The following is a 22,805-nucleotide window of genomic DNA, read 5'->3' as shown; positions in this document are numbered from 1 at the left end:
GTTTACTGGGACGTTGCGTGGACAGCGGCGCCGCACTCCCGGTCCAGCACTGGGCAACCCCCAGGGTGAGGAGACTGTTCCCTTGGTGACACGACACCTGCGGCCCGGCCGCATACCCCCCAGGCACAAACTGATACCGACGCGGGCGGCATTGCTGGCGGGCGGCGCGGCGCTGATGGCCACCACGATGGTGGCGGCGTTCCCTGCCGCAGCTCCCACACCGCCCGACCCGAACCTCTACCCCTTCGGCCGGCCCACCGGCAGCGGAGATTTCCGGGTCCCTCCGCCACCCGAGGCGCCAACCCTGGTGCCCACCATCGGCACCAAGACCACCCAGCGGCTCTACGGCTCCGACCCCTTCCAGGAAGCGGTGTCCGTCACCCAGCACATCTGGCCGGCCGCGCTCCCGGAGAACGCCCAGGGGGAGAACGACAACGTCCCCGACCGGCCCTGGGCTGTCACCCTGATCACCACCGACGATCCGCTGACGGGCATCACCGCCGTCCCTCTCATCCACTTCCCAGACGACGCGCCCATCCTCTACGTCACCAAGACGGGCATTCCCCAGGTCACTCTGAACGAGCTCAAGCGCCTGGGCGACACGGGCATCAGCCGCCACCACAACATCGACGCCTTCCTGGTGGGCGCGGCAGCCAACCCGGCTGTCCAGGCGCAGCTCAAGGCCATCGGCATGACCTTCCAGAGCATCACCGCGCCCACCGTCCCAGGGCTCGCCGACGCCGTCGACCGTGTCTACGGCAGCATCCAGAACCCGGACACCGGCGTACCGCAGATGGGCAACAGCGGCAGCCAAGGGGGCGCCGGAATGATGGACGTGATGATCGCGTCCATGGACTCCTGGGAGTACGCCCTGCCCGCCACCCACTGGTCCTCCCACATGCCCACCGCAATCCTGTGGGTCACCCGGGACGGCATCCCGCCGGAGACCGTCACCGCGCTCAAACGCCGCATGGGCCGGGCCACCATCTACCTGTGGGGCGGACCGGACCAGATATCCCCCGCCGTCGCCAAGCAGCTCAATGCCTACGGTGCCGTGCAGCGCATCACCAACGACGACCCCGTCGACTTCAACGCGACCCCGAAGAACACACCGGAGACCACCGCCATCGCGTTCGCCAAGATGTGAGATCCCGTGGGCATGGTGGGCTGGAACATCACCGGGCCGGGCCACGGCTTCACCCTCGTCAGGCGGGACGACTGGCAGGGCGCGGTCGCCTCGGCGCCCCTGTCCCACCTCGGCTTCCACTCCCCGCTGCTGCTCACCGACAGCGCCGACAAACTCCCCGAGGCCGTCGAGGCCTACTACAAGCAGGTGGCGCCCACATACCTGACCACCCCGGCCGAAGGCCCCTACAACATGACGTACGTCATCGGCGACTGGAAGCGGATCTCCTGGCCGTTGCAGGCTCACGTCGACTTCATCTCCGAGATGAGCAACCGACGCGTCTGGAACCAGTCCACCGGAGGACGCTACAGCGACTCCGGACAACCCTGATCAACGGTCCACGCCTGGCTGCCACAACTCAAGCCTGCCGCGGCGCACGCCGATGGCCCTGCGCCATGCAACCGCGGCAAGCAGCCGGATCACGCCCCCGGTTCAATCCGTCTCCGAGTGCCTGATCAGCAGTCGTGATCGTCCGAACGGACCCGCTCGAGACGGGACACGCCCCGTGCACGCCCCCACGCACACTCGACCCGCGAGGAACGCGCCACCATGGACATCGGTATCGGGCTACAGGCCCTGCACCCCGACCCGGACCTGTCGGTCGTGGATTGGGCAAGACGCGCCGAGGAGCGCGGCTTCTCCACGCTCGGCACTACCGACCGCCTTGCCTACGACACCTACGAGCCGCTGACCGCACTTGCCGTCGCGGCCGGAGCGACTTCGCGCATCCGTCTGACCACCGCCATCCTGCTGGCCCCGCTGCGCGCCAACCATGCGCTGTTCGCCAAGTCCGCCGCCACGCTCGACCGCCTGTCCGATGGCCGGCTCGTGCTGGGTCTGGCACCCGGCGCCAGGGAGGACGACTACAGCGCAAGCGGGGTCGATTTCCGGCAGCGCGGCAAGCTGTTCGACGCACTGCTCGAACGGGCCACCCGGCAGTGGCAGGACCACGGCGGTATCGGACCACGTCCGGCCACGGCCGGCGGCCCCCCGATGCTGTTCGGTGGGTTCACCAAGCCCGCGCTGCGGCGGATGATCACTTACGGTCGCGGCTGGATCGGTGGCGCCCAAGGCGTGGCGAACTTCCAGGCCGTCCTCCCGCGGGTGCAACAGGCGTGGCAGGACGCGGGCAAGGAGGGGACGCCCCGCCTGGTGGCGACCGCGCACTTCTCGCTCGGCCCGAACGCAGAACAACGTCTGCACCACCGCCTTGCGAACTACTACACCTCTGGCACCTACACCCGCGAAAGCATAGAAGCCGGTCTCACCACACCCGAAGGAGTGGCCCGCGAGGCCGCTGCCTACGCCGAGGCGGGCTGCGACGAACTCATCCTCTTCCCCCACGGCGGCGGACTGGAACAGGTGGACCTGCTCGCCGACGCGGTCGGACTGTGACCGCTCGCCGGGACCGAAGTACAGCAACCTCCGCAACCGCGGCCAACCGTCAACGAAGGCGACCCCGGGGCCGATGAACTCGGACTGCGGCTGCGTGCACAACGCGCTGGAGACATTCTCCTCACGCGCCCGGACTTTGTCGCTCGCGAGTGGGCTGATCGCGTCGGAGACACCTCCGAGAGCCAGATCGAATGGCAGGTGCACGCCTAACCTCAATACCGGTAACTTAGGGGCATTTCGGTCATTGTTGTTGGTATGCCAAGAGCGGGACAGCTGAAGTCATCTGGTGAGCGTCTGTCGGACCGGGTCGCGGTAGGGGTGTTGACACAGGCTTTTCCTCCGGGGCTTGTGGACGAGGTGTTGGCGGAGACGGGCCGGATACAGGAGCGGAACCGGCTGTTGCCGGCCCGGCTGGTGGTCTACTTCGTGTTGGCGATGTGCCTGTTCTCAAGGCAGAGCTATGAGGAGGTCGCCCGACTGCTGACCACGGGTTTGCGGGGTGCGCGGTGTTGGCGTGCATCGTGGGCGGTGCCGAGTACGGCTGCGATCTGGAAAGCCAGGTCCCGGTTGGGTGTGGCGCCGCTGCGGCAGCTGTTCGCGCGGGTATGCCGTCCGGTCGCCACACCGGACACTCAGGGTGCTTTCTACCGGGACTGGCGGCTGACCGCGATCGACGGCAACACGTTCGACCTGCCTGACACGAGGGCGAACGTGGAGGTGTTCGGCCGTCCGCCGCGCTCCGGTCGGGGTGAACAGAACGTCGGCTGCCCGCAGTTGCGCATGGTCGGTCTGGTGGAGTGCGGCACCCATGCCGTCTTCGACGCTGCGATCGGTGCTCTGCGCACCGGAGAGCAGACTCTGGCCCGTGCGGTCCTGTCGTCCCTGCGGCCGGGGATGATGCTGCTGGCCGACCGTGGCTTCTACAGCGTGGACCTGTGGCGTACAGCCGCCGCCACGGGGACGGCCAAGGAGACGCTCGGCAAGCGCGATGGCGCGGACGTCCACGTAGTAACCGGCCGGTCCGAGCGCGGCGGTAGCGGGCAGGCCGAGACGAGCGGCGCCCCCGGAGCCCACCGGGTCCGCGCAGCGAAGCCCGTTCGGCGCTGTCGCTTGACTTCGGGCATGGTCTCCTCCATAACGTCATCCCATGTCGGACGGGAAAAGCTCGGGCGAGCCCGGAAAGCTGCCGCGCTCGCTGTACGAGCGGGAGCTGTACCGGCTCCAGACCGAGCTCGTGAAGCTCCAGGAGTGGGTGCGGGCTGAAGGCGCACGGCTCGTCGTGGTGTTCGAGGGACGTGACGCGGCGGGCAAGGGCAGCACGATCAAGCGCGTCACCGAACCCCTCAACCCCCGGTTGGCGCGTATCGTCGCGCTGCCGCGGCCCACCGAGCGCGAGCGTGGCCAGTGGTATTTCCAGCGCTACGTCGAGCACCTTCCAGCCGCTGGGGAAGTGGTCCTGCTCGACCGGAGCTGGTACAACCGCGCGGGCGTCGAGCGCGTCATGGGTTTTTGCACCATGGAGGAACACCAGCGATTCCTTCGCCAGTGCCCGATCTTCGAACGGATGCTGGTGGAGGACGGCATTCTGTTGCGCAAGTACTGGTTCTCGGTGAGTGACTCGGTGCAGGAGGAGCGGTTCCGACGCAGGCTGCAGGACCCCACCCGTCGGTGGAAACTCTCACCGATGGACCTGGAATCGATCACCCGTTGGGAGGCCTATTCGCGAGCGAAGGACGAGATGTTCGTCCATACCGACATCTCGGAGGCTCCGTGGTACGTCGTCGAGAGCGACGACAAGCGCCGGGCCCGGCTCAACATGATCGCCCATCTGCTGTCGACTGTGCCGTACGAGGCGGTCGCCCCGCCGGTGATCGAACTGCCTCGGCGGCCTCCGGCCACCGGGTACCAGCGGCCGCCGAGGAGCCTTCAGACGTACGTCCCCGACCGCGCGTCGCAACTCAGGAAGTGAGGCGAGGGGTCTCACACCACAAGGCCCCCAGAGGTACGACGGCCACCGGACAATCGGCGTGGTGGAGCAGGGTATGAGCGACTCGGCCGAGCTGGAGTCCGAGATGGCCGCGGCGGCGATGCGCTCCGACGACGATCAGGTCCGCGGCGGCCGAGCGCTGGACCAGCACTTTTGCAGCCGTTCCCTCGACCGCCGCCGAGTGCAGCCGGACCGTCGGGTGATCGCGTACGAACTCGGCCACCGCTTCGTCGATCAGGGTCGCCGCACGTTCCTTGTGGTACAGGTACTCACTGGCAGTACGCCGGGGGTCGGCACGGTTGTGCGCCGGACAGCGCCAAGCATGTACGGCATCCAGGACGCAGCCCCTTGCCCCGGCCTCACGGAAGGCGAACCGGACCGCCGCCGATCCTCCCTCCGATTCCCCGACACCCACGAGGATCCGCCCATGCGTGCCTTCGATACCGGCCTTGTCACCGCGCACGACGATGACGGGACAAGGGGCCCGCGCGGCTACGGCGAGGCTGACCGAGCCGAGAAGAAGTCCGGTGAGCCCGCCACGGCCACGCGCCCCGGTGATCAGTGCCTCGGCGTTGTCCCCCTCGTGCAGAAGGGCGATCACCGCGCCCTCGGGCGTCACCTCGACCGAGATGTCGACGTCCGGATGACGGCGGCGGGCACGCTCAGCGGCGGTTTCGGCGATGCTGTCTGCGAGCGCCTGCTCCGAAGGACGGCCGAGGCTGAGCGCCGGCGCGGCGCCCTCGTACTGCTCCCGCCTCGACGCGTACACCAGCCGCAGCGGCAGCCCATGAAGGGCCGCCTCGTCGACGGCCCAGTCGACCGCCCGCAGGCTGGTCTCCGATCCGTCCACACCCGAGACCAGGGGCAGCTTCATCCTTCCCACCGCCTTCCACTCGACCGGGTAAGAAGTACCTGCCCTCACAGTTGCACTGCAGCAGGCCGTTCGTGAGGACCGGTTCGGCCCGCATACGGAACGTCGGCCCCCCTTCGTGGTCCGGCTGGTCCGCATGCACGACGTGCTCTTCGGCAGCGGCAGAAGAGACTCGGCGGTGCTGGTTGCCGCCCCGGCATCTGGCTGGCCCACGAGACGAAGGAGGCCGATAGTGGAGGGAGGAGTGCAGGGTAGTGCGGTACGAGGGCGCGGGGGCCGGGCGGCAGTCCCGGAAGGGATGACGCGACGGGGAGGAAGGTGCCGTCGATGTCGAATGCCACGAGCACCGACCTCTACGAGGTCACGATGGCTCAGTCGTATCTGCGCGAGGGCATGACCTGTTCGGCGACGTTCAGTCTGTTCGTGCGAAATCTGCCGCCGGACCGAGGTTTCCTTGTCTGTGCCGGGCTGGATTCGGTCCTCGATTTCCTCTCCGCCTATCGTGTGGACGCGGATGACGTGGCCGTCTTCGCCTCTGTGCTGGGACGACCGCCCGAGGATCTGGCACCGCTGCTCGGCCTGGAATTCCGCGGCGAAGTCCGGGCAGTGCCCGAAGGGCACGTCGTGCTGGCCGGAGAACCCCTGCTGGAAATCACTGCACCCCTCCCGCAGGCCCAGCTCGTCGAGACCTACGTACTCAACCAGCTCAACCACCAGACCTCCGTCGCCTCCAAATGCGCCCGGTGTGTCCTGGCCGCGGACGGACACCCCGTCGTGGACTTCTCCCTGCGCCGCACTCACGGCATCGAAGCCGGACACCAGGCCGCCCGGCTGGGTGCCATGGTCGGCTTCGCCGGAACCAGCAATGTGGCGGCGGCCCACTCGGAGGGCCTGACCGCGGTCGGCACGATGGCCCACTCGTACATCGAGGCGTTCGGTGCCGAGGAGGACGCGTTCCGGGCCTTCGCTCGGTCCCATCCGGGCCCAGTAACCTTTCTCGTGGACACCTACGACACCGTGACAGGCGTGGCGACAGCAGCGCGTGTACTGCGCGATCTGGGCCTCGGCCCGGGCTGCGCCATCCGGCTGGACAGTGGTGACCTCGGAGCCCTGGCCGTACAGGCGCGGACCATCCTCGATGCTGCTGGCCTCCAGGAGACACGGATTGTGGCGAGCGGTGGTCTCGACGAGTTCGCCGTGGACCGTCTGGTCCGCTCCGAAGTGCCCATCGACACCTACGCGGTCGGCACCCGGATCGGCGTCTCTGCAGATGCCCCCTACCTGGATTCCGCGTACAAGCTGGTCGAGTACGACGGCCGGCCGATGATGAAACTCTCTTCGGCCAAGGTGACGGCGCCCGGACGTAAGCAGGTGTTCCGAAGGCCGGGATACGCGGATCTGATAGCCCTCGTCGATGAGCAGCCACCGCCGGATGGCATCCCGCTGCTGGAGTCCGTCATGCGGGAGGGGCGACGCGTTTCGGAACGTGCAGAGCTGGACACGGCCCGGCAAAGGTTCATGACCGACCTCGCGGCACTGCCGCCCGGGGCCCGCACCATACGGACGCCCATCGCGCCAGAAGCGGAACTCTCAGAACGCCTCAGCTCACTCACCGCAGATGTCCGCCGGTATATCGAGAAGAATCTGCTGGGTGGCACTCACGAAGCCGTCTGATCCGATCTCGCGATCAGGCGCAAGGAATGACTCGGCCGACAGAGCCGTCAAGTGCTCTGAGATCGCAGGGCCTGCCCACCCAGGGCCGGACGGGACCGCGGCAGGGGCCGGTCGACCTATGTCCGTGAACCGACTGCCCGGCGATGCTGAAACCGGAGGCTACAGAGGAGGCCACCGATGAGCGCTTCTCCGACTCGCATCACCGCAGCCCTGCCCGCCCAGTACCGTGACCGCCTGATGCAGATCGGACAGGAGGTCAATTTCGCCCAGGGAACCCGTCTCTTCCAAGAAGGAGACCACGCAGACCGCTTCTGGATCCTGCGCTCGGGCACCGTCACGCTGGACATCCGCGTTCCGGGCAGTCCCCCGGCAGCGATCGAGAGCCTCGGATCCGGCGAACTGGTCGGCTGGGCCTGGCTGTTCGAGCCCTACATCTGGCACCTCGGAGCAGAGGCGATGACACCTGTCCGTACCCATGAGTTCGACGCGACGACCGTACGCATGATGATGGACGCAGATCCCGCCTTCGGTTCGGCCATCGGCCATTGGGTCGGGCAGGTTCTCGCCCACCGGTTGCAGGCCACTCGGATTCGTCTGCTCGATCTCTACGCCCCTCATGGCAGCGGCGGGTTTGTGTGAGCACGCCGCCCTCCCGGGCCACCCAACAACTTACGGAGCACCCCATGGCTGCATCCCGGTACACCGTCAGCGACGTCATGACCCACACGGCTGTGGCCATCGGCCGCGATGCCTCGTACAAGGAGATCGTCGAGCTGATGCATCAGTGGAAGGTCAGCGCCGTGCCGGTCCTCGAAGGCGAGGGCCGCGTCGTCGGCGTCGTCTCCGAGGCGGACCTGCTGCCGAAGGAGGAATTTCGGCTGGACGACCCGAGACTGCCCGGCCAACTGGAGGAGGCGTCCAAAGCCGACGCCGTGCTGGCCGAGCAGCTGATGTCGAGTCCGGCCGTCACCGTCCACCCTGACGCCACGCTCGCCGAGGCCGCCCGCATCATGGCGCGCAAGCGAGTGAAACGACTGCCCGTCGTGAACGCTCTCGGCATGCTGGAGGGCGTCGTAAGCCGCAGCGACCTGCTGAAGGTGTTCCTGCGCCCGGACGAGGAGATCGACGAGGAGATCCGATCCGCTGTTGTCGCCGAACTCTCCCCCCCGGACCGGGTGGAATTCTCTGTGCTGGATGGTGTCGTCACCCTGCAAGGACCTCTCCAGAACCGTTCCCTGGTGCCACTTCTGGCTCGGGCAATTCGCGCGGTCGAAGGCGTCGTGGACGTACGCATGGAGCTTGACTGAAGTTCCCTCCAGGCACTGCGTCCCGCAGCAGCCGGTCCGGCTCCACGGCGTGGAGATCCGGGCGAGCTGAAACGCTGCACCTGCACGAAGATCTCGGCCGTCGACGTTCCGAGTGGCTCTTCTTCGTTGTGTCGGAAACACTGGAACGGTTTCTGGGATTGCAGCCGATGGGGGGCCGTGTCCAGGAGGACTCAGATGGCCACAAGGCGACAATTCATCAAGGCCGGCCTCGTCGGCGGAACCTGCCTCCTCATCCCGGCCGGGTCTGCCTCCACGCGGGCCTGGCCGGGGACCCCCGGCCGCGTCCTGGACCCGACGCGCATCGACAAGTACGTCACCGAGCTTGCCGTCCCGCCGGTGATGCCCTGGGCCGAGAGGGACGAGGCAGGACGCGTCGACCACTACACGATCGGCGCTCAGCAGTTCCGGCAGCAGATCCTGCCAGCCGATATGCCGGCCACAACGGTGTGGGGATACGGGTCGACCCGGCATCCGGGAAGCTTCTCCTACCCGTCACACACCGTCGAGGCGACCTTCGGCCGGGCCATACGGGTCACGTGGGTGAACCAGCTGCTCGACCGCCACGGCGACCACCTGCCGCACCTGCTGCCGGTGGACCCCACACTGCACTGGGCCAACCCCGAAGGCGGCATCTCACGACGTGATGCGCGGCCGGCCTTCACCTCGACACCCGGCCCCTATACCGGCCCCGTGCCGATCGTGACCCACCTGCACGGGGGGCACAACACGCAGGAGAGCGACGGATACCCCGAGGCGTGGTACCTGCCCCGTGCATCCGACATCCCCGACGGATACGCACGGGTGGGCACCTTCTATGAACGGTTCAAGACGCTGTTCGAAAATCAGTTCGATGCAATGTGGGAGCCTGGAGCCGCCGTATTCCAGTACGCCAACCAGGAGCGTGCCGCCACCTCCTGGTTCCATGACCATGCCCTCGGGGTCACTCGGCTGAACGTCTACGCGGGCCTGGCGGGTTTCTACCTCCTGCGCGGCGGGCCCTCCGACCTCCCGGACGGTGTGCTTCCGGGGCCGGGGCCGAAACTCGGCGACCCCCCGGGAAGGCACTACTACGAGATTCCGGTCGTCATCCAGGACCGGTCGTTCTCCACCGACGGCAGCCTGTTCTACCCGGCGAGCCGCGCATCCTTCGACCACTTCACCGGGCCATACATACCCGACAGTGACATCTCCCCCATCTGGAACCCGGAGTTCTTCGGCAACACGATGGTGACCAACGGCCGTACCTGGCCCACTCTCTCCGTCGAGCCGCGCCGCTACCGCCTGCGGTTTCTCAACGGCTGCAACGCACGCTTCCTGATCCTGAAGATCGTCACCGACCCGATGGCCCCTCGTCCCGCGGACCCGGTGCTCCCCTTCTGGCAGATCGGTTCGGAGGGAGGCTTCCTGCCCGCACCCGTGCAGCGCGACCAGCTGCTCACCGCCCCCGCCGAACGCGCCGACGTCGTCGTCGACTTCACCTCCATCCCGGTCGGCACTGATCTGTACCTCATCAACGAGGGACCCGACGAGCCGTTCAGGGGCGGGAGAGCAGGCACAGACTTCCGGCCGGCGTCCCCCGGGACCACTGGACAGGTCATGAAATTCACGGTGGCACGACCACTCGCCACGCCGGACAGGACCGTGCCGCCCGCCCACGTCACCCTTCCGCCGTTCGAACCACTGGGTCCAGCGAGCCACACGCGGCGGGTCTCCCTGCAGGAGCAGAACTCCGCGGTTCTGCGGGGCGTGGGCCCCCGCGTGGTGATGCTCGGCACCGTGGACCGGCACGGAAACCGGACCCCCATGGCATGGGGCGATCCCGTCACGGAGAACCCGGCACTCGGGGCGACCGAGATCTGGGAAATACACAACTCCACCGGCGATGCCCACCCGATCCACATCCACGAGGTCCAGTTCCAGGTCGTCGACCGGCAGAGCACCGGGCACAACCCAAAACCTCCAGAGCCCTGGGAGAGCGGTTTCAAGGACACAGTCATCGCCTATCCGCACGCCATCACCCGGGTCAAGGCCACCTTCGACCGGGCGGGACAGTACGTGTGGCACTGCCACATGCTCGAACACGAGGACAACGAGATGATGCGGCCGTACCGTGTCGGCCCCCGCTGAACGCCGAAGCACCTCGCTCTACGCAGCCATCGCTATGTGACGGTGACCGTTTCAGTCACCCGGTGTGTCGAGCCCGCGCCCACGCCGCTGACTGCGGCGGAGGCTGGGGCGGCGGCACCGAGTGCGCGGGTGCCTCATCAGGCGGGTTCTTGACGGACTCGCACCGGATGCTTCGATGAGCTCGGCGTCGGCAGCAACGATGTCGCCCTCGCCGAGAAGCAATACGTCGCCGGGCACCACAACAGCTTCGGCAACCTCCCGTGCGGTGCCGTCACGCAGGACGCGAGCGCTCGGGGCCGACATAGTCGACAGGGCCGCCACGGCATGGTCGGCACGGATCTCCTGTGCGACCCCCACCGTTGTGTTGAAGACGATCACCAGACCGATGACCACCGCATCCGGGTGGTCACCGATCACGATCGTCAGCAGGGCCGCACCCAGCAGCACCATGATCAGAGGATCGCGAAGTTGTGCAAGAACGCGGCTGTGCAAAGGCGCGCTGGGCACCTCCGCCACCTCGTTGGGGCCGTGCTCGGCCAGACGCCGCTCGGCCTCCGGCGCAGCCAGCCCGCAGAGCTCCTGTCCGGGCTCCCTCTCCCCGGGCGGGGTGGTCGTCACCGTCGGAGTTCACACAAGGGGAACTGTGATCACCGGGCAGTGCGCCCGGTGCAGCAGTCCGTGGACTACGGAGCCGAGCCGCATGCCCGTGTAGCCGCCCCGGCCACGGCGGCCCACGATGACAGCCAGGGCGTGCTCGGCCGCCCCGGCCAGCTCCTCCACCGGATGTCCGGTCGGCACCTCGTGAGTCAGGTGCACGCCCGGGTACTTCGACGACCAGCCCGCCGTGGTCTCGGAGAGCATGCGTCGCTGAGCCTGCACCGCGACCTTTTCGTCGTGGAGCATGAATACGGGCGGCTGCCACACCGAGACGGCGCGGAGCGCCGCTCCGCGGAGGTCGGCCTCCTCGAACGCCAGCCCCAACGCCGCCTTCGAGGACTCGCTGCCGTCGATTCCCACGACCAGGTAGGTCGGCTGCTGGGTGACATGCTCCGCATCGCCCACGACCACCACGGGACAGCGCGCCTGGGCCGTGACGGGGACGACGAGGGAGCCGGCGCTGAAATACTCCGCCGTACGGCTCAGATGCCGGGATCCGAGAACGACCATGCGGGCCTGCGCAGGCAGCCCGCCGATCACGGTAGCCGGGAAACCGTCGAGCAGATCGGTGGCCGGCTGCAGTTGCGGGTGGCGCGCCCGGACCCAGTCGCCCCCCTCCTGGAGAGCGTCCGCCCCGGCTTGGACCATGGCCTTTCTACGGGGGCTGTCATCGCCCTCATGCCTTTCGTGCGATGGGGGTACGGCCACGACGAGCCGGAGCTCCAGCCCGCGTCGATGTGCTTCGTCCGCCGCCCAGGCCAACGACAGGTGCCAGTTCCTGGCAGGGTCGATACCGATGACGAGTTCACGGCGTTCGTCGGTGCCCATCACGGCTCACTCCCATGCCCGGGACCCTGCCGCGGAATGAGCTGCACGGGACAGTGGGCGTGGTGCAGAAGGCTGTGCGTCGCCCGCCCGAGGGTGGGGCCGATGTAACCGGGCGATCGCCGTCCGCCCATCACCAGCAGATCCGCGTGGCGCGATGCCTCCACCAAGACCCCGGCGACGGTCAGGCTCTTCTCGGCATCCGCCTGCACGTTCAGGTCCGGGAATTCGTCGCGGATCCGGTCCGTCACGGCGATCAGGTGGCGGACGTGTTCGCCGGCGATCGCTTCGACATCGTCGAGCATGGTCACGGCGAGTCCGGCGGATTCGAGAATGTTCCACACGTGCAGCAGCCGCAGCGACGCTTTACGGATCTCGGCTTCGCGCGCCGCGTACCGGGCGCATTCGGCGTCGTGCTCGTCACGGACCGCGGCGAGCACCACTCCGGTCCCGGCCCCGTTGTCAGTGCCCCTGACCACGACGACGGGCGTCGTGGCGCCTGCGGCGACCTTCAGACCGACAGATCCGAGCATGAGGTTCTTGAACCCGCCGAGACCGCGGTTGCCCACTACGACAGTGCCGCGCAGGCCGGCGGTTCGGTGCAGGCTGGGGACGGGTGCGCTGCGGCTGAACTCCGTGGTGACGTGCAGACCGGAATAGTGTTCCGCGATGGCAGCGGCGGTTTCCCGTAGCAGTTCGTAGCCCGCGCTGCGAACGCGCTCGATGCTCTCCGCCGAGAGATAGAGAACCCGGCCGTCCGTGTCAGCCGCGTAGACGATGTGCAGCGGGCTGTCACGGCGCGCGGCCTCGGCCGCTGCCCACAGGGCTGCCCGGCGGGCCGGCTCGGAGCCGTCGACGCCGACGATGACGGATCCCAGTTCCGGGCTCCCCTTGGTGCCTTTCATGGCTTCTCCTCACCGAGGCCACTGAAGGGTCAGCTCTCAGGCTGGCACCGCTTGCCCCTGCGGGGAGAGGGCCGCTCAGGACCGCCCGGGGGCCCAATGGACCCTGTCAAGAGAATCCTGCCGTGCCCGGACGCCCGATCTGGGTCCGACCGGTCCCGGCCACGACCCATTCGGCCCTCCTCCTCGCAGTGCAGCCCGGCGGATCGTGGTCCCTGAACAACCTGCGGGCGCTGCGTCCGTGCGGGTCCCTGCGAGAGGGCAGGAGGCGCCTCCATGAAGCGCATCAAAGTGGGAGACCTGATGACCGACGAGGTCGTCTCGGTCGTTCCGGTCACCTCCTTCAAGGAGGTCGCGAAGCTGCTCGCCCAGTACAACATCAGTGGACTGCCCGTGCTCGACGACGAGGACCGGGTCGTCGGCGTCGTCTCCGAGAGCGACCTGCTGAACCGACAGGGGGCGAGGCGCCTCGTGAAGGGCGACGTCCCTGACGCCGCCACCGGGACCGCAGTCTCGTCCGCGGAATTCACCGCTGCCGAGGTCATGTCAACGCCGGCGGTGACCGTCCGCACGGAGGAGACCGCACCGGACGCCGCCCGGCTGATGATGCGCAGTGGCGTGGAGCGGCTTCCGGTCGTGGACGACGAGGACAGGCTTGTCGGCATCGTCACGCGCCGGGACCTGCTACGCCTCTTTCTGCGCCCCGACGCGGAGATACGACGACGCCTCGTCGAGGAAGTGCTCGTGGGCACCATGGGGCTCAGAGCCGACGTGGTCACCGTCCATGTAGTGGACGGCGTTGTCACCCTGGAAGGCCAGCTGGAGAGCCAGAACCAGATCACGATCCTGACCTGCCTTGCCGAACAGCTCGACGGGGTGGTCGCGGTCATGAGCCATGTGTCCGCACCCGTGGATGACCCCGTACCCGCCTCCAAGTGGGCCACGCACGGACCCTCCGCAGAGCCGTGAGGACGTGCTGCTGCCACCGCCGCTCGTAGCGATGTGTCGCAGTGTCTCCTTGAGGATTCCAGTGCGAGGACGAGGGCGACTTCGACATACACCGCTGGTACCGCATCCTGGACAGCCAGAACGTCACGGTCTGGTACACGGCGCCGACCGCGATCCGCATGCTGATGCGCGCCACCCCTCGGAACGGAACCAGGCAGTTCCCCGGGCCGTACGACTTGTCGGCCCTCCGCTTCGTCGCCAGCGTGGGCGAGCCGCTGAACCCCGAAGCCGTCCTTTGGGGGCAGGGCGTCCTCGGCCTGCCGATCCATGACAACTGGTGGCAGACGGAGACGGGCGCCATCATGATCGCCAACTTTGCCTCCAGCGACATCCGCCCGGGCTCCATGGGGCGCCCCCTGCCCGGAGTCGAGGCCGGTCTTCTCGCACGTGGCGAGGACGGCCGCGCCGAGGTCACCGACGGACACGTGCGCGTGATCGGCGAACCGGGCATCGAGGGAGAGCTGGCACTGCGTCCGGGCTGGCCGTCCATGTTCCGGGGCTATCTGCACGAAGAAGCCCGCTACGCGGCATGCTTCGCGGACGGCTGGTACCTCACGGGCGATCTCGCGAAGCGGGACCAGGACGGTTGGTTCTGGTTCGTTGGCCGCGCCGATGACGTCATCAAGTCGGCAGGGCACCTGATCGGTCCGTTCGAGGTGGAGAGTGCGCTCATGGAGCATCCCGCCGTCGCGGAAGCGGGCGTCATCGGCCGTCCGGATCCTGTCGTGGGAGCGGTCGTCAAGGCATACGTGTCGCTGCGGCCGGGCCACGCACCCGACATGCACCTGAAGCGAGAACCTCTGGCGTTCGCACGGCGGCGACTGGGGCCCGCCGTGGCTCCCAGGGAGATCGAGTTCGAGCAGAACCTCCCCAGGACCCGCAGCGGCAAAGTCATGCGTCGGGTGCTGCGTGCCCGCGAAATGGGGCTGCCCGAAGGAGACCTGTCCACGGTCGAGAGCCCGGGATGACGCACTTGCGAGAGAAGGCACGACGATGAGCAGCACCACCGCACGGACCGACGGACGAGCCCGTCCGGCAGCGCGCAAGGGCGCGCGCAAGAAGGCGTCCACCACCACTGCCCACAGCGCGACCGCATCCGATCACCGTCTTTCCCTCCTCCGGGAGATGCTCGTCATCCGCCGGTTCGAAGAGCGGTGCGGCGAGCTCTACAGCAGCGCGAAGATCCGCGGATTCGTCCACCTCTACATCGGTGAGGAGGCCGTCGCCGTTGGCGTGAACGAGGCTCTGCGCCAGGAGGACGCCGTGGTGTCCACCTACCGCGAGCACGGGCATGCTCTGGCCCGTGGCGTGCCCGCCGAGCAATGATGGCCGAGATGTATGGCAAGTGCCCGGCGCCGACCTCGCCGCTCTCTCACCCGACGAGAACTTCCGGATCAGCCTGGAGATGGATTCGCTGGACTTCCTGAACTTCATCGAGGCACTGAGCGGGCGCACAGGCCTTCCCCTCCCCGAGACGGACTATCCCTCGCTGAACACACTCAACGCGTGCGCGAACTACGTCGCCTCGCGCACGCCCACCGACTAGACGGGGCTGGTCAGCCCCGCAAGGGACCACATGGCCCCTGCTCCGCTCCTGTCTCGCAGGCCAGGCTGAGAACAGATCGCAGACCTGCGACGCGCGGGAGGTTCCGCCATGAAGCACCTCGTGACCGTCGGCGTCGACGGCTCCCCCGAGAGCCGGGCGGCCGCAGTCCGGAGCGCCCAGGAGGCGTCCTTGCGGGAGGTGCCGCTGAGGCTCCTCCATGTCATCGACTGGCCCATCAGCCCAGCCATTCAGCGGCTGGGCCGAGAGACGGCCAATCGATGGGCCGGTGAGGCACTCTCCGAGGCACTGAAGGATGTACACCGCCGGCATCCGCATCTGGAGGTCATCATCCGGCGGCTCTCCGGCAGGCCAGGCGCCGCCGGGGCCGTCGAAGCGAACGACGCCGACCTGCTCGTCCTCGGTTCCCGCGGCCTGGGCGGCTTGGTGGGTTTCCTCGCCGGCGCGGTGGGCACGGCGCCCCTCGTAGCCACCGAAACCCCGGTAGCCGTCGTATGGGCTGCGGATGAACCGGAGAACACCGGGCCCGGCAGGTACGACGAAATGGTCCTGGGCATCGACATCCGCGAAGCACCCGACAAGGTTCTCGCCCTTGCCTTCGAAGAGACCGCCTGTCGCGTTTGCGCCTTGCGGGCGGTCCACGGCCGGAAGCCCCCTCCCGCCCACAAGTCCTTCCCCTTCCTCGACTCCGACGACGAACGGGAAGCAGGCCGGAGTTCCGCACAGATGCTGGACGAACTGCTGCTGCCCTGGCGCCGCAGATTCCCGTCGGTGAGCGTCGACCGGATGGCACTCATGGGACCCGCGGGTCATCAACCGGTCCAGGCCGCGGCCGGCGCGGACCTCGTCGTCGGTCGGCACCTGCGCCGCTCACCTCTGGGCGCCCACTTCCGGCCAGCGGCCCATGCCGTCCTGCATCACACCGCCGCCCCCCGTCGCCGTCATCGCCCACGACTGACGCCCCTGCACGAAAGGGAAATCGGACCATGATGCACCGCACTGTCGCCGAAGTCATGACCCGGGACGTGGCCACGGCCAGCCCCGAAGCGTCACTCAAGACGGTCGCCTGGAGCCTCGCCTACAACGACGTCTCGGCCCTGCCCGTCGTGGACACCCACCACCACCCCATCGGCATCGTCTCCGAGGCCGACCTGCTCCGCCGGCAGGCCGGCCTGCCGGAAGCAGAGGGCCGTGACCAATTGCGCGGGACGGCGGCCGTGAACCACCGCATCATGGACGCCCGCACCGCCGGTGATCTCATGTCCACTCCCGTGCTGACGGCCCGGCCCGCGTGGAGCATCGTCGAGACAGCGCGCTTCCTGAACGAGCGGGGTGTCAAACGGCTTCCGGTCATCGATGACACGGGCATGCTCGTGGGCATCGTCAGCCGCTCGGATCTGCTGCGCCCCATGCTCCGCCGCGACGACGCCATACACGAAGAAATCGTCGACGAGGTACTGGGCCGGACTCTCCGGATGACACCCGGGGGCGTGACAGTGACCGTTCAGGAAGGCGTCGTCACCCTGAGCGGAAGAGTGGAGGAGCGTTCAACCATTCCGATCATCGAACTCCTGTGCCTTTCCGTCGACGGCGTCGTCAGTGTCGACCAGTCCCTCGAATACGCCGTGGACGATCTGCCGCCGGATCTCGATCCGGCGCGTGACGCCGACAATCCCTGAGCGCTCATGTCATGGGACGGAAGGAGCCAACCGCTTCTCGCGGTTCCTGATCGTGCGGTGCACGGCCATCAGCCGCTTCTCCGCATCCTCGCAATTGCTCCTTCCGCCAATTTCACGAAAGCACCGTTCGTACCGGGCCAACAGGGCCGAACAGTCCCCGGCGCACCCCGGATGGTCCTACCGTCGGCCGACAACGCTGCCGAGGCTCGGAAATACGGGGTCCCTTGTTTTTGGAGGAACCATGAAACATCTGCGTACCGTCGACGACGTGATGACGCACGCCGTTATCACGGTCAATCGCGGAGCGCCGTTCAAGGACATCGTGGAGACCATGCGGCAATGGCGGATCAGTGCTCTGCCCGTCGTATCGGACGAGGGACGAGTCGTCGGCGTGGTCTCCGAAGCAGACCTTTTGCTCAAGGCGCAGGGCGTAGATGAGTCCCGCGCCGTCTGCGCCGGTCAGCTGATGACCGTACCCGCCGTGACGGTGCCCCGGAGTGCGAGCATCGCGGGTGCCGCTCGACTGATGGCCCGCGGCCACCTCAAGCGGCTACCGGTCGTCGAAGACGACGGACGCCTCGTGGGCGTGGTCAGCCGGGGTGATCTGCTGAAGATCTACCTCCGCCCGGACGAGGACATCGCCCAGGAGCTGCGCGAGCTGATCATGGCTCAGCTCATCCCGGCGGGCTCTGCGACCGTCTACGTGCATGTGTCCGACGGCATCGTCCATCTGAACGGCGCCATCCCCGACCCGTCACTCAGTGACGTGCTGGTACGTGTCGCGCGCACGGTGCCGGGAGTCGTGAACGTGGTGGCCCGGTTCGAGTCCGAAGTTCCCGCGTGAATGGAGAGCGACGATGAGGCATCGCAGCGTCTGTGACCTCATGACGCCCACGGCCGTCAGCGTCCAGCGCGGCACCACGTTCAAGGAGATCGCCCGGCTCCTGGACGAGTTCGGCGTCACCGCCGTGCCCGTAGTGGACGAGAAACGACGCCCCGTGGGTGTCGTTTCCGAAGCCGACCTGCTCCGCAGGCACGACTCCGGGAGTGGCGCGAACACCGCCGTCGATCTCATGAGCCACCCGGCGATCACCGCGGCTCCCGGGTGGAGCGCCGTCCGCGCCGCCCGCGTCATGGAGAAGCACAAGGTCAAGAGGCTCCCCGTAGTCGACAGCGAAGGCCGGCTGATCGGGGTCCTGAGCCGCAGCGATCTCCTGCAACTCTTCCTGCGCAGGGACCACGCAATCCAGGAAGAAATCCTCGAAGACGTCCTGACGCACACACTCCGGCTCAGTCCCTCGTCGCTGACCGTCGAGGTCACCGACGGCCTCGTGACCCTCAGCGGCACCGTGATTCGGCACAGCCTCGTCCCCGTAGTGATGCGTCTGTGCCGGAGCGTCGACGGAGTCGTGGACGTGATCAATCGGCTCGACTACGAGCAGGACGACCTGCCTGTCGATGTACGAACGGGCACCCAGCGGTAGAAGATGGCCTGAAGCGCCGACGCGTTCGCGGATTCGACACCGCCCCGGGAACGTCACCTCCAGACGTACGGCAGAAACGATTCCCCACCCCGAGTCAGCCACTGTCCGAGGAAGCCCATCATGAACCCACGCATTGTCGTCGGCCTCGACTGATCCACAGAAAGCGTCGCGGCATCCCATTGGGCCGCGCGGGAAGCACTCCTTCGCGACGCGCCACTGCACCTCGTTCATGCCGAAGAATGGTTTTCACCCCTCAACATTCCTGCCGCCAGGTCCGATCTGCGCCGCCAGTGGGCGCAGTCCCTCCTTCTCGAGGCTTCCAAGGAGCTGATGCAGAAACACCCCGAGCTGGACATCAGCACCGAATCACTCGACGGCCAACCGGCCGACTCACTGGCCGGTGCCACAGCAAGCGCGGGCATGCTGGTCCTCGGCTCCCGAGGACTGGGCACGCTCAAGGGTTTCGCCCTCGGTTCCGTCGGCATGGCAGTCATCCACGCCGTGGAAGAGCCCGTTGTCCTGGTGCGCGCGACGGAGAACGCGCTGCCGCACGCCGAGGGACGGCACTTGGACCGTAACGTGGTCGTGGGCGTCGACATCGGTCGGCCGTGCGACGCCCTGCTCGCCTTCGCGTTCGACGAGGCATCACGGCGGGGCTGCACACTCCATGCTCTGCACAGTTGGATGCTGCCCCCACTGGCGGGATACGGATCCACGTACAATCCGGAAGGCAATGCCCAGATCGCCCAGAGCATGCGAACCGGCCTGGACGACGTGCTGAAGCCCTGGCGGGACAGGTACCCGGCTGTCAGCCTCGACGCGCGGGTAGTGGTCGGACACGCTTCCGAGCAAATCCTGGAGACAGGTTCCGAAGCAGACCTCGTAGTCGTCGGCCGTCGCATCCGCCGGTCCTCGATCGGCCCGCATATCGGTCCGATCACTCACGCAATCCTCCATCACTCCACCGCGCCCGTCGCCGTCATCGCTCACGAATGACGACGTCGTCCTGCCGGGCGCACCCTTCTCAGGCCTGGGCCACAACTCTCAGGCCTGGCGCACAACGGTGTCGAGCCCGTCTCCACGAAGGGACCTGCCGTTTGTCACGGCTCGCCGCGACCGTTGGTCTTGGTCCGCTTCACGGGAATGGTGCGTGCGGTTTCCGCCGTCTCGGGCTCCATCGCCACGCGAACGGTGAGGATGCCGTCCTCGTACTCTGCTTCAACCCCTTCGGGCGGAATCGGCGCCGGCAGACGAACGGTGCGGTGGAAGGAGCCGTAACGGAACTCCGAGTGGTCCTTCTCCTCCTTGCTCTCCGTGTGTTCGGCGCTGACGGTGAGGGTATCGCCCTCGACCGTGATGTTGATGTCCTTCGCGGGGTCCATGCCGGGAAGCTCGGCGCGCAGCGTGTACTGCCCCTCCTGGCTGGTCACCTCGATGGGAATCGGGTGGACGTGGGGCATCGGCCGCCACATCGGGAAGCGGGGGAGGTCGGTTCCGAACCAGTCGACGAGGTCGGGGAAGACGCTGCGCCTGCGTTCCATCTGGGTTCCGGACATTGTGCTCTCCGTCTCCGGCGCCCTGTCGGCGCCTTTGTTCGGTTCCTGGTTCATCTTCAGTCGCTGGACGACAGGCCCGCTTGGGGCTGTCGGGTCCCGGATGGGACCGTTCGGCCCTCCCCGTGCAGGTTGAGTTCGGCAGCAGCCACATGCTGCTTCACCACGGCGAAGCTGTCCGGTGCCACTGAGATCGAGTCGATGCCGGTCTTCACCAGGAATTCCGTGAAGGCCGGGTCGTCGCTGGGGCGCTGGCCGCAGAGGCCAACCGTGCGGCCGGCGGACTGGGCGCGCGGGACAAGGCTCTGGATGCTGCGCGTGACTGCGGGGTTGGTCTCGTCGAAGACATGGGCGAGGGCTTCGGAGTCGCGGTCGACGCCCAGAGTGAGCTGGGTCAGGTCGTTGCTCCCGATGGAGAAGCCGTCGAAACGCTGGGCGAAGTCCTCGGCCAGGATGACGTTGGAGGGGATCTCCGCCATGACGTACACCTTGAGGCCGTTCTCGCCCCGGCGCAGCCCCTGCTCCGCCATGACGTCCAGAACCCGGTCGGCCTCTTCGAGGGTGCGGCAGAAGGGGATCATGATGATGACGTTCGTCAGGCCCATCTCGTTGCGAACCCGGCGCAGTGCCCGGCATTCCAGGGCGAATCCTTCGCGGTAACCGTCGCTGTAGTAGCGGCTCGCGCCGCGCCAGCCGATCATGGGATTCGCCTCGACCGGTTCGAAGGCGCGGCCGCCCAGCAGCCGCGCGTACTCGTTCGTCTTGAAGTCGCTGGTCCGTACGACGACCGGGGCGGGCCAGCGGGATGCGGCGATGCGTGCCACGCCGTAGGCCAGTCGGTCGACGAAGTACTGACCGCGGTCGAGGTGGCCCTCGGTGAGCTGATCGATGACGCAGAGGTCATGCTGGTTCACTCGCTCAGGGTGCAGCAGCGCCATGGGGTGGGCCTTGACCTGGTGGGCGACGATGAGCTCCAGGCGCGCGAGCCCGACGCCGTCGGCGGGCAGGCGCCACCAGCGGAAGGCGGCGGACGGATCGGCAAGATTGAGCATCACGCGGGTCCGGGTAGCAGGGAGTTCAGCGAGATCGATCTCGCGCTCCTCGTAGGCCAGCAGTCCCGCGTAGACCCGGCCGCGGGCTCCCTCGGCGCAGGAGACGGTCGCGTCCTGGCCGTTGCGCAACACCTCGGTAGCCCTGCCGGTGCCGACTACGGCGGGGACGCCGAGTTCGCGGCTGACGATGGCAGCGTGCGAGGTCCGGCCGCCATGGTCGGTGACGATCGCGGAGGCCCGCTTCATGACCGGTTCCCAGTCGGGGTCGGTGATGCCGGTGACAAGCACCCCGCCGGTCGGGAAGCGGTCGAGCTCCACAGGCGAGTCGAGGACAACGGCCGGGCCGGAACCGATGGCCTCGCCAACCGCTGTGCCCTCGATGAGGCTCTGCCCCGGGGTGACGGTCAGGCGGCAGCGACGCAACGTCGTTGTACGGCGGCGGGACTGGACGGTTTCGGGGCGGGCCTGGACAACCGCCAGCTCTCCGGTCAGGCCGTCCTTGGCCCATTCCAGGTCCATGGGGCATCCGTAGTGCTCCTCGACGGTCATTGCCCATTCGGCCAGCAGCCGGACTTCCGTATCCGTCAGGACACGTCGCGAGCGCTCCTCGCCGGTCGTGTCGACGGTCCGGGTGAGTCCGTGCTCTCCATAGACCGCCTTCTTCCGCTTCGCTCCGATCCGTAAGTCGATCACAGGATCCAGTGCGGGGTCCTTCAGGCTCGGCTTGAAGACCGTGTGCTCATCGGGGTCGACCTGGCCACTGACGACGGTCTCGCCCAGGCCCCACGCCGCGCTGACCACGATGACCTCGGGGAAGCCGCTCTCAGGGTCGAGAGTGAAGATCACTCCGGCGCCAGCGAGGTCCGATCGGACCATGACCTGGATGCCTACGGAGAGAGCCACCGCGAGGTGGTCGAAGCCCATCCGCTCCCGGTAGTCGATCGCGCGGTCGGTGAACAGCGAGGCAAAACAGCGGTGACAGGACTGCAACAGCTGGGCAGGCCCGCGCACATTCAGGTATGTCTCCTGCTGGCCGGCGAAGCTCGCCTGAGGCAGGTCCTCCGCAGTGGCACTGCTTCGCACGGCGACCTCGGGATCCTCTCCACCCTGGTCGCTCGCGAGCTGCTCGTACGCGGAGACGAGCTCGGTCCGCAGCCCGGCCGGCAGCGGCTCGGCCATGATCATCGACCGGATCGCCGCCCCCACCTCGTCCAGCACGGCCCCGTCGTGCAAGCGCACAATCTGCTCCGCGATCCGCGCACGCAGTCCGTGGCTGTCGAGCAATTCCCTGTACGCGTCCGCCGTCGTCGCGAAACCAGGAGGCACCCGCACGCCTGCGGCTGCCAGATGTGCGGTCATCTCTCCCAGAGAGGCATTCTTGCCACCGACCCGGCCGACATCCTGCCGGCCGAGCTCTGCGAACGGTACGACGCGTCGAGCGGTTGCCATGATGTCCTCCGCCTTGTTTGCGGTGGCCGCGGGCTTCAGTAGGGCATGGGCCGACCGGAGGGGG

The 22,805-nt window shown here is 67.6% G+C and carries 23 protein-coding genes and 2 pseudogenes; 19 read left to right on the top strand and 6 right to left on the bottom strand.

Annotation, left to right across the window (positions count from 1 at the left end; all coding sequences use genetic code 11):
- Window positions 1-82: 82 nt before the first annotated feature.
- From OG936_RS35550 to ppk2, 5 genes are all read left to right on the top strand, one after another.
- Window positions 83-1,147 carry a hypothetical protein gene (locus tag OG936_RS35550; RefSeq protein WP_406499925.1) on the top strand — a complete coding sequence of 355 codons (1,065 nt, stop codon included), beginning with the start codon at window positions 83-85 and terminating at the stop codon, window positions 1,145-1,147.
- Between the two features lie 12 nt (window positions 1,148-1,159).
- The gene (locus OG936_RS35545) at window positions 1,160-1,516 is read left to right on the top strand and encodes a hypothetical protein (protein WP_406499924.1); all 357 of its coding nucleotides are present in this window, start codon (window positions 1,160-1,162) and stop codon (window positions 1,514-1,516) included.
- Window positions 1,517-1,735: 219 nt separating this feature from the next.
- Window positions 1,736-2,581: an LLM class flavin-dependent oxidoreductase gene (locus OG936_RS35540; protein WP_406499923.1), complete on the top strand. Its 846-nt coding sequence runs from the start codon at window positions 1,736-1,738 to the stop codon at window positions 2,579-2,581.
- Between the two features lie 255 nt (window positions 2,582-2,836).
- Window positions 2,837-3,844 (top strand): IS4 family transposase, encoded by a 1,008-nt coding sequence (locus OG936_RS35535; RefSeq protein WP_406499922.1) that lies wholly within the window; start codon window positions 2,837-2,839, stop codon window positions 3,842-3,844.
- Window positions 3,729-4,550: a polyphosphate kinase 2 gene (gene ppk2 / locus OG936_RS35530; RefSeq protein ID WP_406499921.1), complete on the top strand. Its 822-nt coding sequence runs from the start codon at window positions 3,729-3,731 to the stop codon at window positions 4,548-4,550. The genes OG936_RS35535 and ppk2 overlap by 116 nt, the downstream gene beginning before the upstream one ends.
- On the opposite strand, the gene OG936_RS35525 is transcribed toward ppk2, so the two are convergent.
- Window positions 4,540-5,442, bottom strand: coding sequence for a universal stress protein (locus OG936_RS35525; protein ID WP_406499920.1), 903 nt, complete (start codon window positions 5,440-5,442; stop codon window positions 4,540-4,542). The two genes, ppk2 and OG936_RS35525, sit on opposite strands and share 11 nt — an antisense overlap.
- Before the next feature lie 324 nt (window positions 5,443-5,766).
- On the opposite strand from OG936_RS35525, the gene OG936_RS35520 reads away from it, so the two are divergent.
- The 4 genes from OG936_RS35520 (at window position 5,767) to OG936_RS35505 (ending at window position 10,568) form a co-directional block, all read left to right on the top strand.
- Window positions 5,767-7,113, top strand: coding sequence for a nicotinate phosphoribosyltransferase (locus OG936_RS35520; RefSeq protein ID WP_406499919.1), 1,347 nt, complete (start codon window positions 5,767-5,769; stop codon window positions 7,111-7,113).
- Window positions 7,114-7,290: 177 nt separating this feature from the next.
- Window positions 7,291-7,752 (top strand): cyclic nucleotide-binding domain-containing protein, encoded by a 462-nt coding sequence (locus OG936_RS35515; protein ID WP_406499918.1) that lies wholly within the window; start codon window positions 7,291-7,293, stop codon window positions 7,750-7,752.
- Between the two features lie 44 nt (window positions 7,753-7,796).
- Complete coding sequence (locus OG936_RS35510) at window positions 7,797-8,420, top strand: CBS domain-containing protein (RefSeq protein WP_406499917.1); 624 nt, start codon at window positions 7,797-7,799, stop codon at window positions 8,418-8,420.
- Window positions 8,421-8,615: 195 nt separating this feature from the next.
- A complete protein-coding gene (locus OG936_RS35505; protein WP_406499916.1) occupies window positions 8,616-10,568 on the top strand; it encodes a multicopper oxidase family protein in 1,953 nt (650 codons plus the stop codon).
- A 51-nt stretch (window positions 10,569-10,619) separates the two neighbouring features.
- On the opposite strand, the gene OG936_RS35500 is transcribed toward OG936_RS35505, so the two are convergent.
- From OG936_RS35500 to OG936_RS35490, 3 genes are read right to left on the bottom strand one after another with little or no spacing between them, the layout of a single operon-like run.
- Window positions 10,620-11,186 (bottom strand): cation-transporting P-type ATPase, encoded by a 567-nt coding sequence (locus tag OG936_RS35500; protein WP_406499915.1) that lies wholly within the window; start codon window positions 11,184-11,186, stop codon window positions 10,620-10,622.
- A 9-nt stretch (window positions 11,187-11,195) separates the two neighbouring features.
- On the bottom strand, window positions 11,196-12,053 hold the full coding sequence (locus tag OG936_RS35495) for a universal stress protein (RefSeq protein ID WP_406499914.1): 858 nt from the start codon (window positions 12,051-12,053) through the stop codon (window positions 11,196-11,198).
- Window positions 12,053-12,955 carry a universal stress protein gene (locus tag OG936_RS35490; RefSeq protein WP_406499913.1) on the bottom strand — a complete coding sequence of 301 codons (903 nt, stop codon included), beginning with the start codon at window positions 12,953-12,955 and terminating at the stop codon, window positions 12,053-12,055. Before OG936_RS35490 ends, OG936_RS35495 begins: the two co-directional genes overlap by 1 nt.
- 273 nt (window positions 12,956-13,228) lie before the next feature.
- Between OG936_RS35490 and OG936_RS35485 the strand changes: the two genes are divergently transcribed.
- The 10 genes and pseudogenes from OG936_RS35485 (at window position 13,229) to OG936_RS35440 (ending at window position 19,683) form a co-directional block, all read left to right on the top strand.
- On the top strand, window positions 13,229-13,921 hold the full coding sequence (locus tag OG936_RS35485) for a CBS domain-containing protein (protein WP_406499912.1): 693 nt from the start codon (window positions 13,229-13,231) through the stop codon (window positions 13,919-13,921).
- Window positions 13,922-13,989: 68 nt separating this feature from the next.
- Window positions 13,990-14,928 (top strand): annotated as a pseudogene (locus tag OG936_RS35480) (AMP-binding enzyme); the annotation flags it as partial.
- Between the two features lie 25 nt (window positions 14,929-14,953).
- On the top strand, window positions 14,954-15,286 hold the full coding sequence (locus OG936_RS35475) for a thiamine pyrophosphate-dependent enzyme (RefSeq protein ID WP_406499911.1): 333 nt from the start codon (window positions 14,954-14,956) through the stop codon (window positions 15,284-15,286).
- 19 nt (window positions 15,287-15,305) lie between these two features.
- Window positions 15,306-15,506: an acyl carrier protein gene (locus tag OG936_RS35470; protein ID WP_406499910.1), complete on the top strand. Its 201-nt coding sequence runs from the start codon at window positions 15,306-15,308 to the stop codon at window positions 15,504-15,506.
- A gap of 108 nt (window positions 15,507-15,614) precedes the next feature.
- Window positions 15,615-16,514, top strand: a complete 900-nt coding sequence (locus OG936_RS35465; RefSeq protein ID WP_406499909.1) for a universal stress protein — start codon at window positions 15,615-15,617, stop codon at window positions 16,512-16,514.
- Entirely contained in the window at window positions 16,511-17,203 is a 693-nt protein-coding gene (locus tag OG936_RS35460) for a CBS domain-containing protein (protein WP_406499908.1), read from the top strand. The genes OG936_RS35465 and OG936_RS35460 overlap by 4 nt, the downstream gene beginning before the upstream one ends.
- 241 nt (window positions 17,204-17,444) lie before the next feature.
- Window positions 17,445-18,047, top strand: a complete 603-nt coding sequence (locus OG936_RS35455; protein WP_406499907.1) for a CBS domain-containing protein — start codon at window positions 17,445-17,447, stop codon at window positions 18,045-18,047.
- A 13-nt stretch (window positions 18,048-18,060) separates the two neighbouring features.
- Entirely contained in the window at window positions 18,061-18,687 is a 627-nt protein-coding gene (locus OG936_RS35450) for a CBS domain-containing protein (RefSeq protein ID WP_406499906.1), read from the top strand.
- Window positions 18,688-18,852: 165 nt separating this feature from the next.
- Window positions 18,853-19,203, top strand: a pseudogene (locus OG936_RS35445) (universal stress protein); the annotation flags it as partial.
- A complete protein-coding gene (locus tag OG936_RS35440; RefSeq protein WP_406500754.1) occupies window positions 19,189-19,683 on the top strand; it encodes a universal stress protein in 495 nt (164 codons plus the stop codon). The pseudogene OG936_RS35445 and the gene OG936_RS35440, both read left to right, overlap by 15 nt.
- A gap of 104 nt (window positions 19,684-19,787) precedes the next feature.
- Here OG936_RS35440 and OG936_RS35435 read toward each other — a convergent pair whose 3' ends face one another.
- Entirely contained in the window at window positions 19,788-20,243 is a 456-nt protein-coding gene (locus OG936_RS35435) for an Hsp20/alpha crystallin family protein (protein WP_266744581.1), read from the bottom strand.
- 56 nt (window positions 20,244-20,299) lie between these two features.
- Window positions 20,300-22,741 carry a phosphoenolpyruvate synthase gene (ppsA, locus tag OG936_RS35430; RefSeq protein ID WP_406499905.1) on the bottom strand — a complete coding sequence of 814 codons (2,442 nt, stop codon included), beginning with the start codon at window positions 22,739-22,741 and terminating at the stop codon, window positions 20,300-20,302.
- Window positions 22,742-22,805 lie beyond the last annotated feature (64 nt).

Origin of the sequence: Streptomyces sp. NBC_00846 (genome assembly GCF_045207325.1) — a bacterium.
Classification (GTDB): Bacteria; Actinomycetota; Actinomycetes; order Streptomycetales; family Streptomycetaceae; genus Streptomyces.
This window is presented reverse-complemented; position numbering and strand designations above follow the sequence as displayed.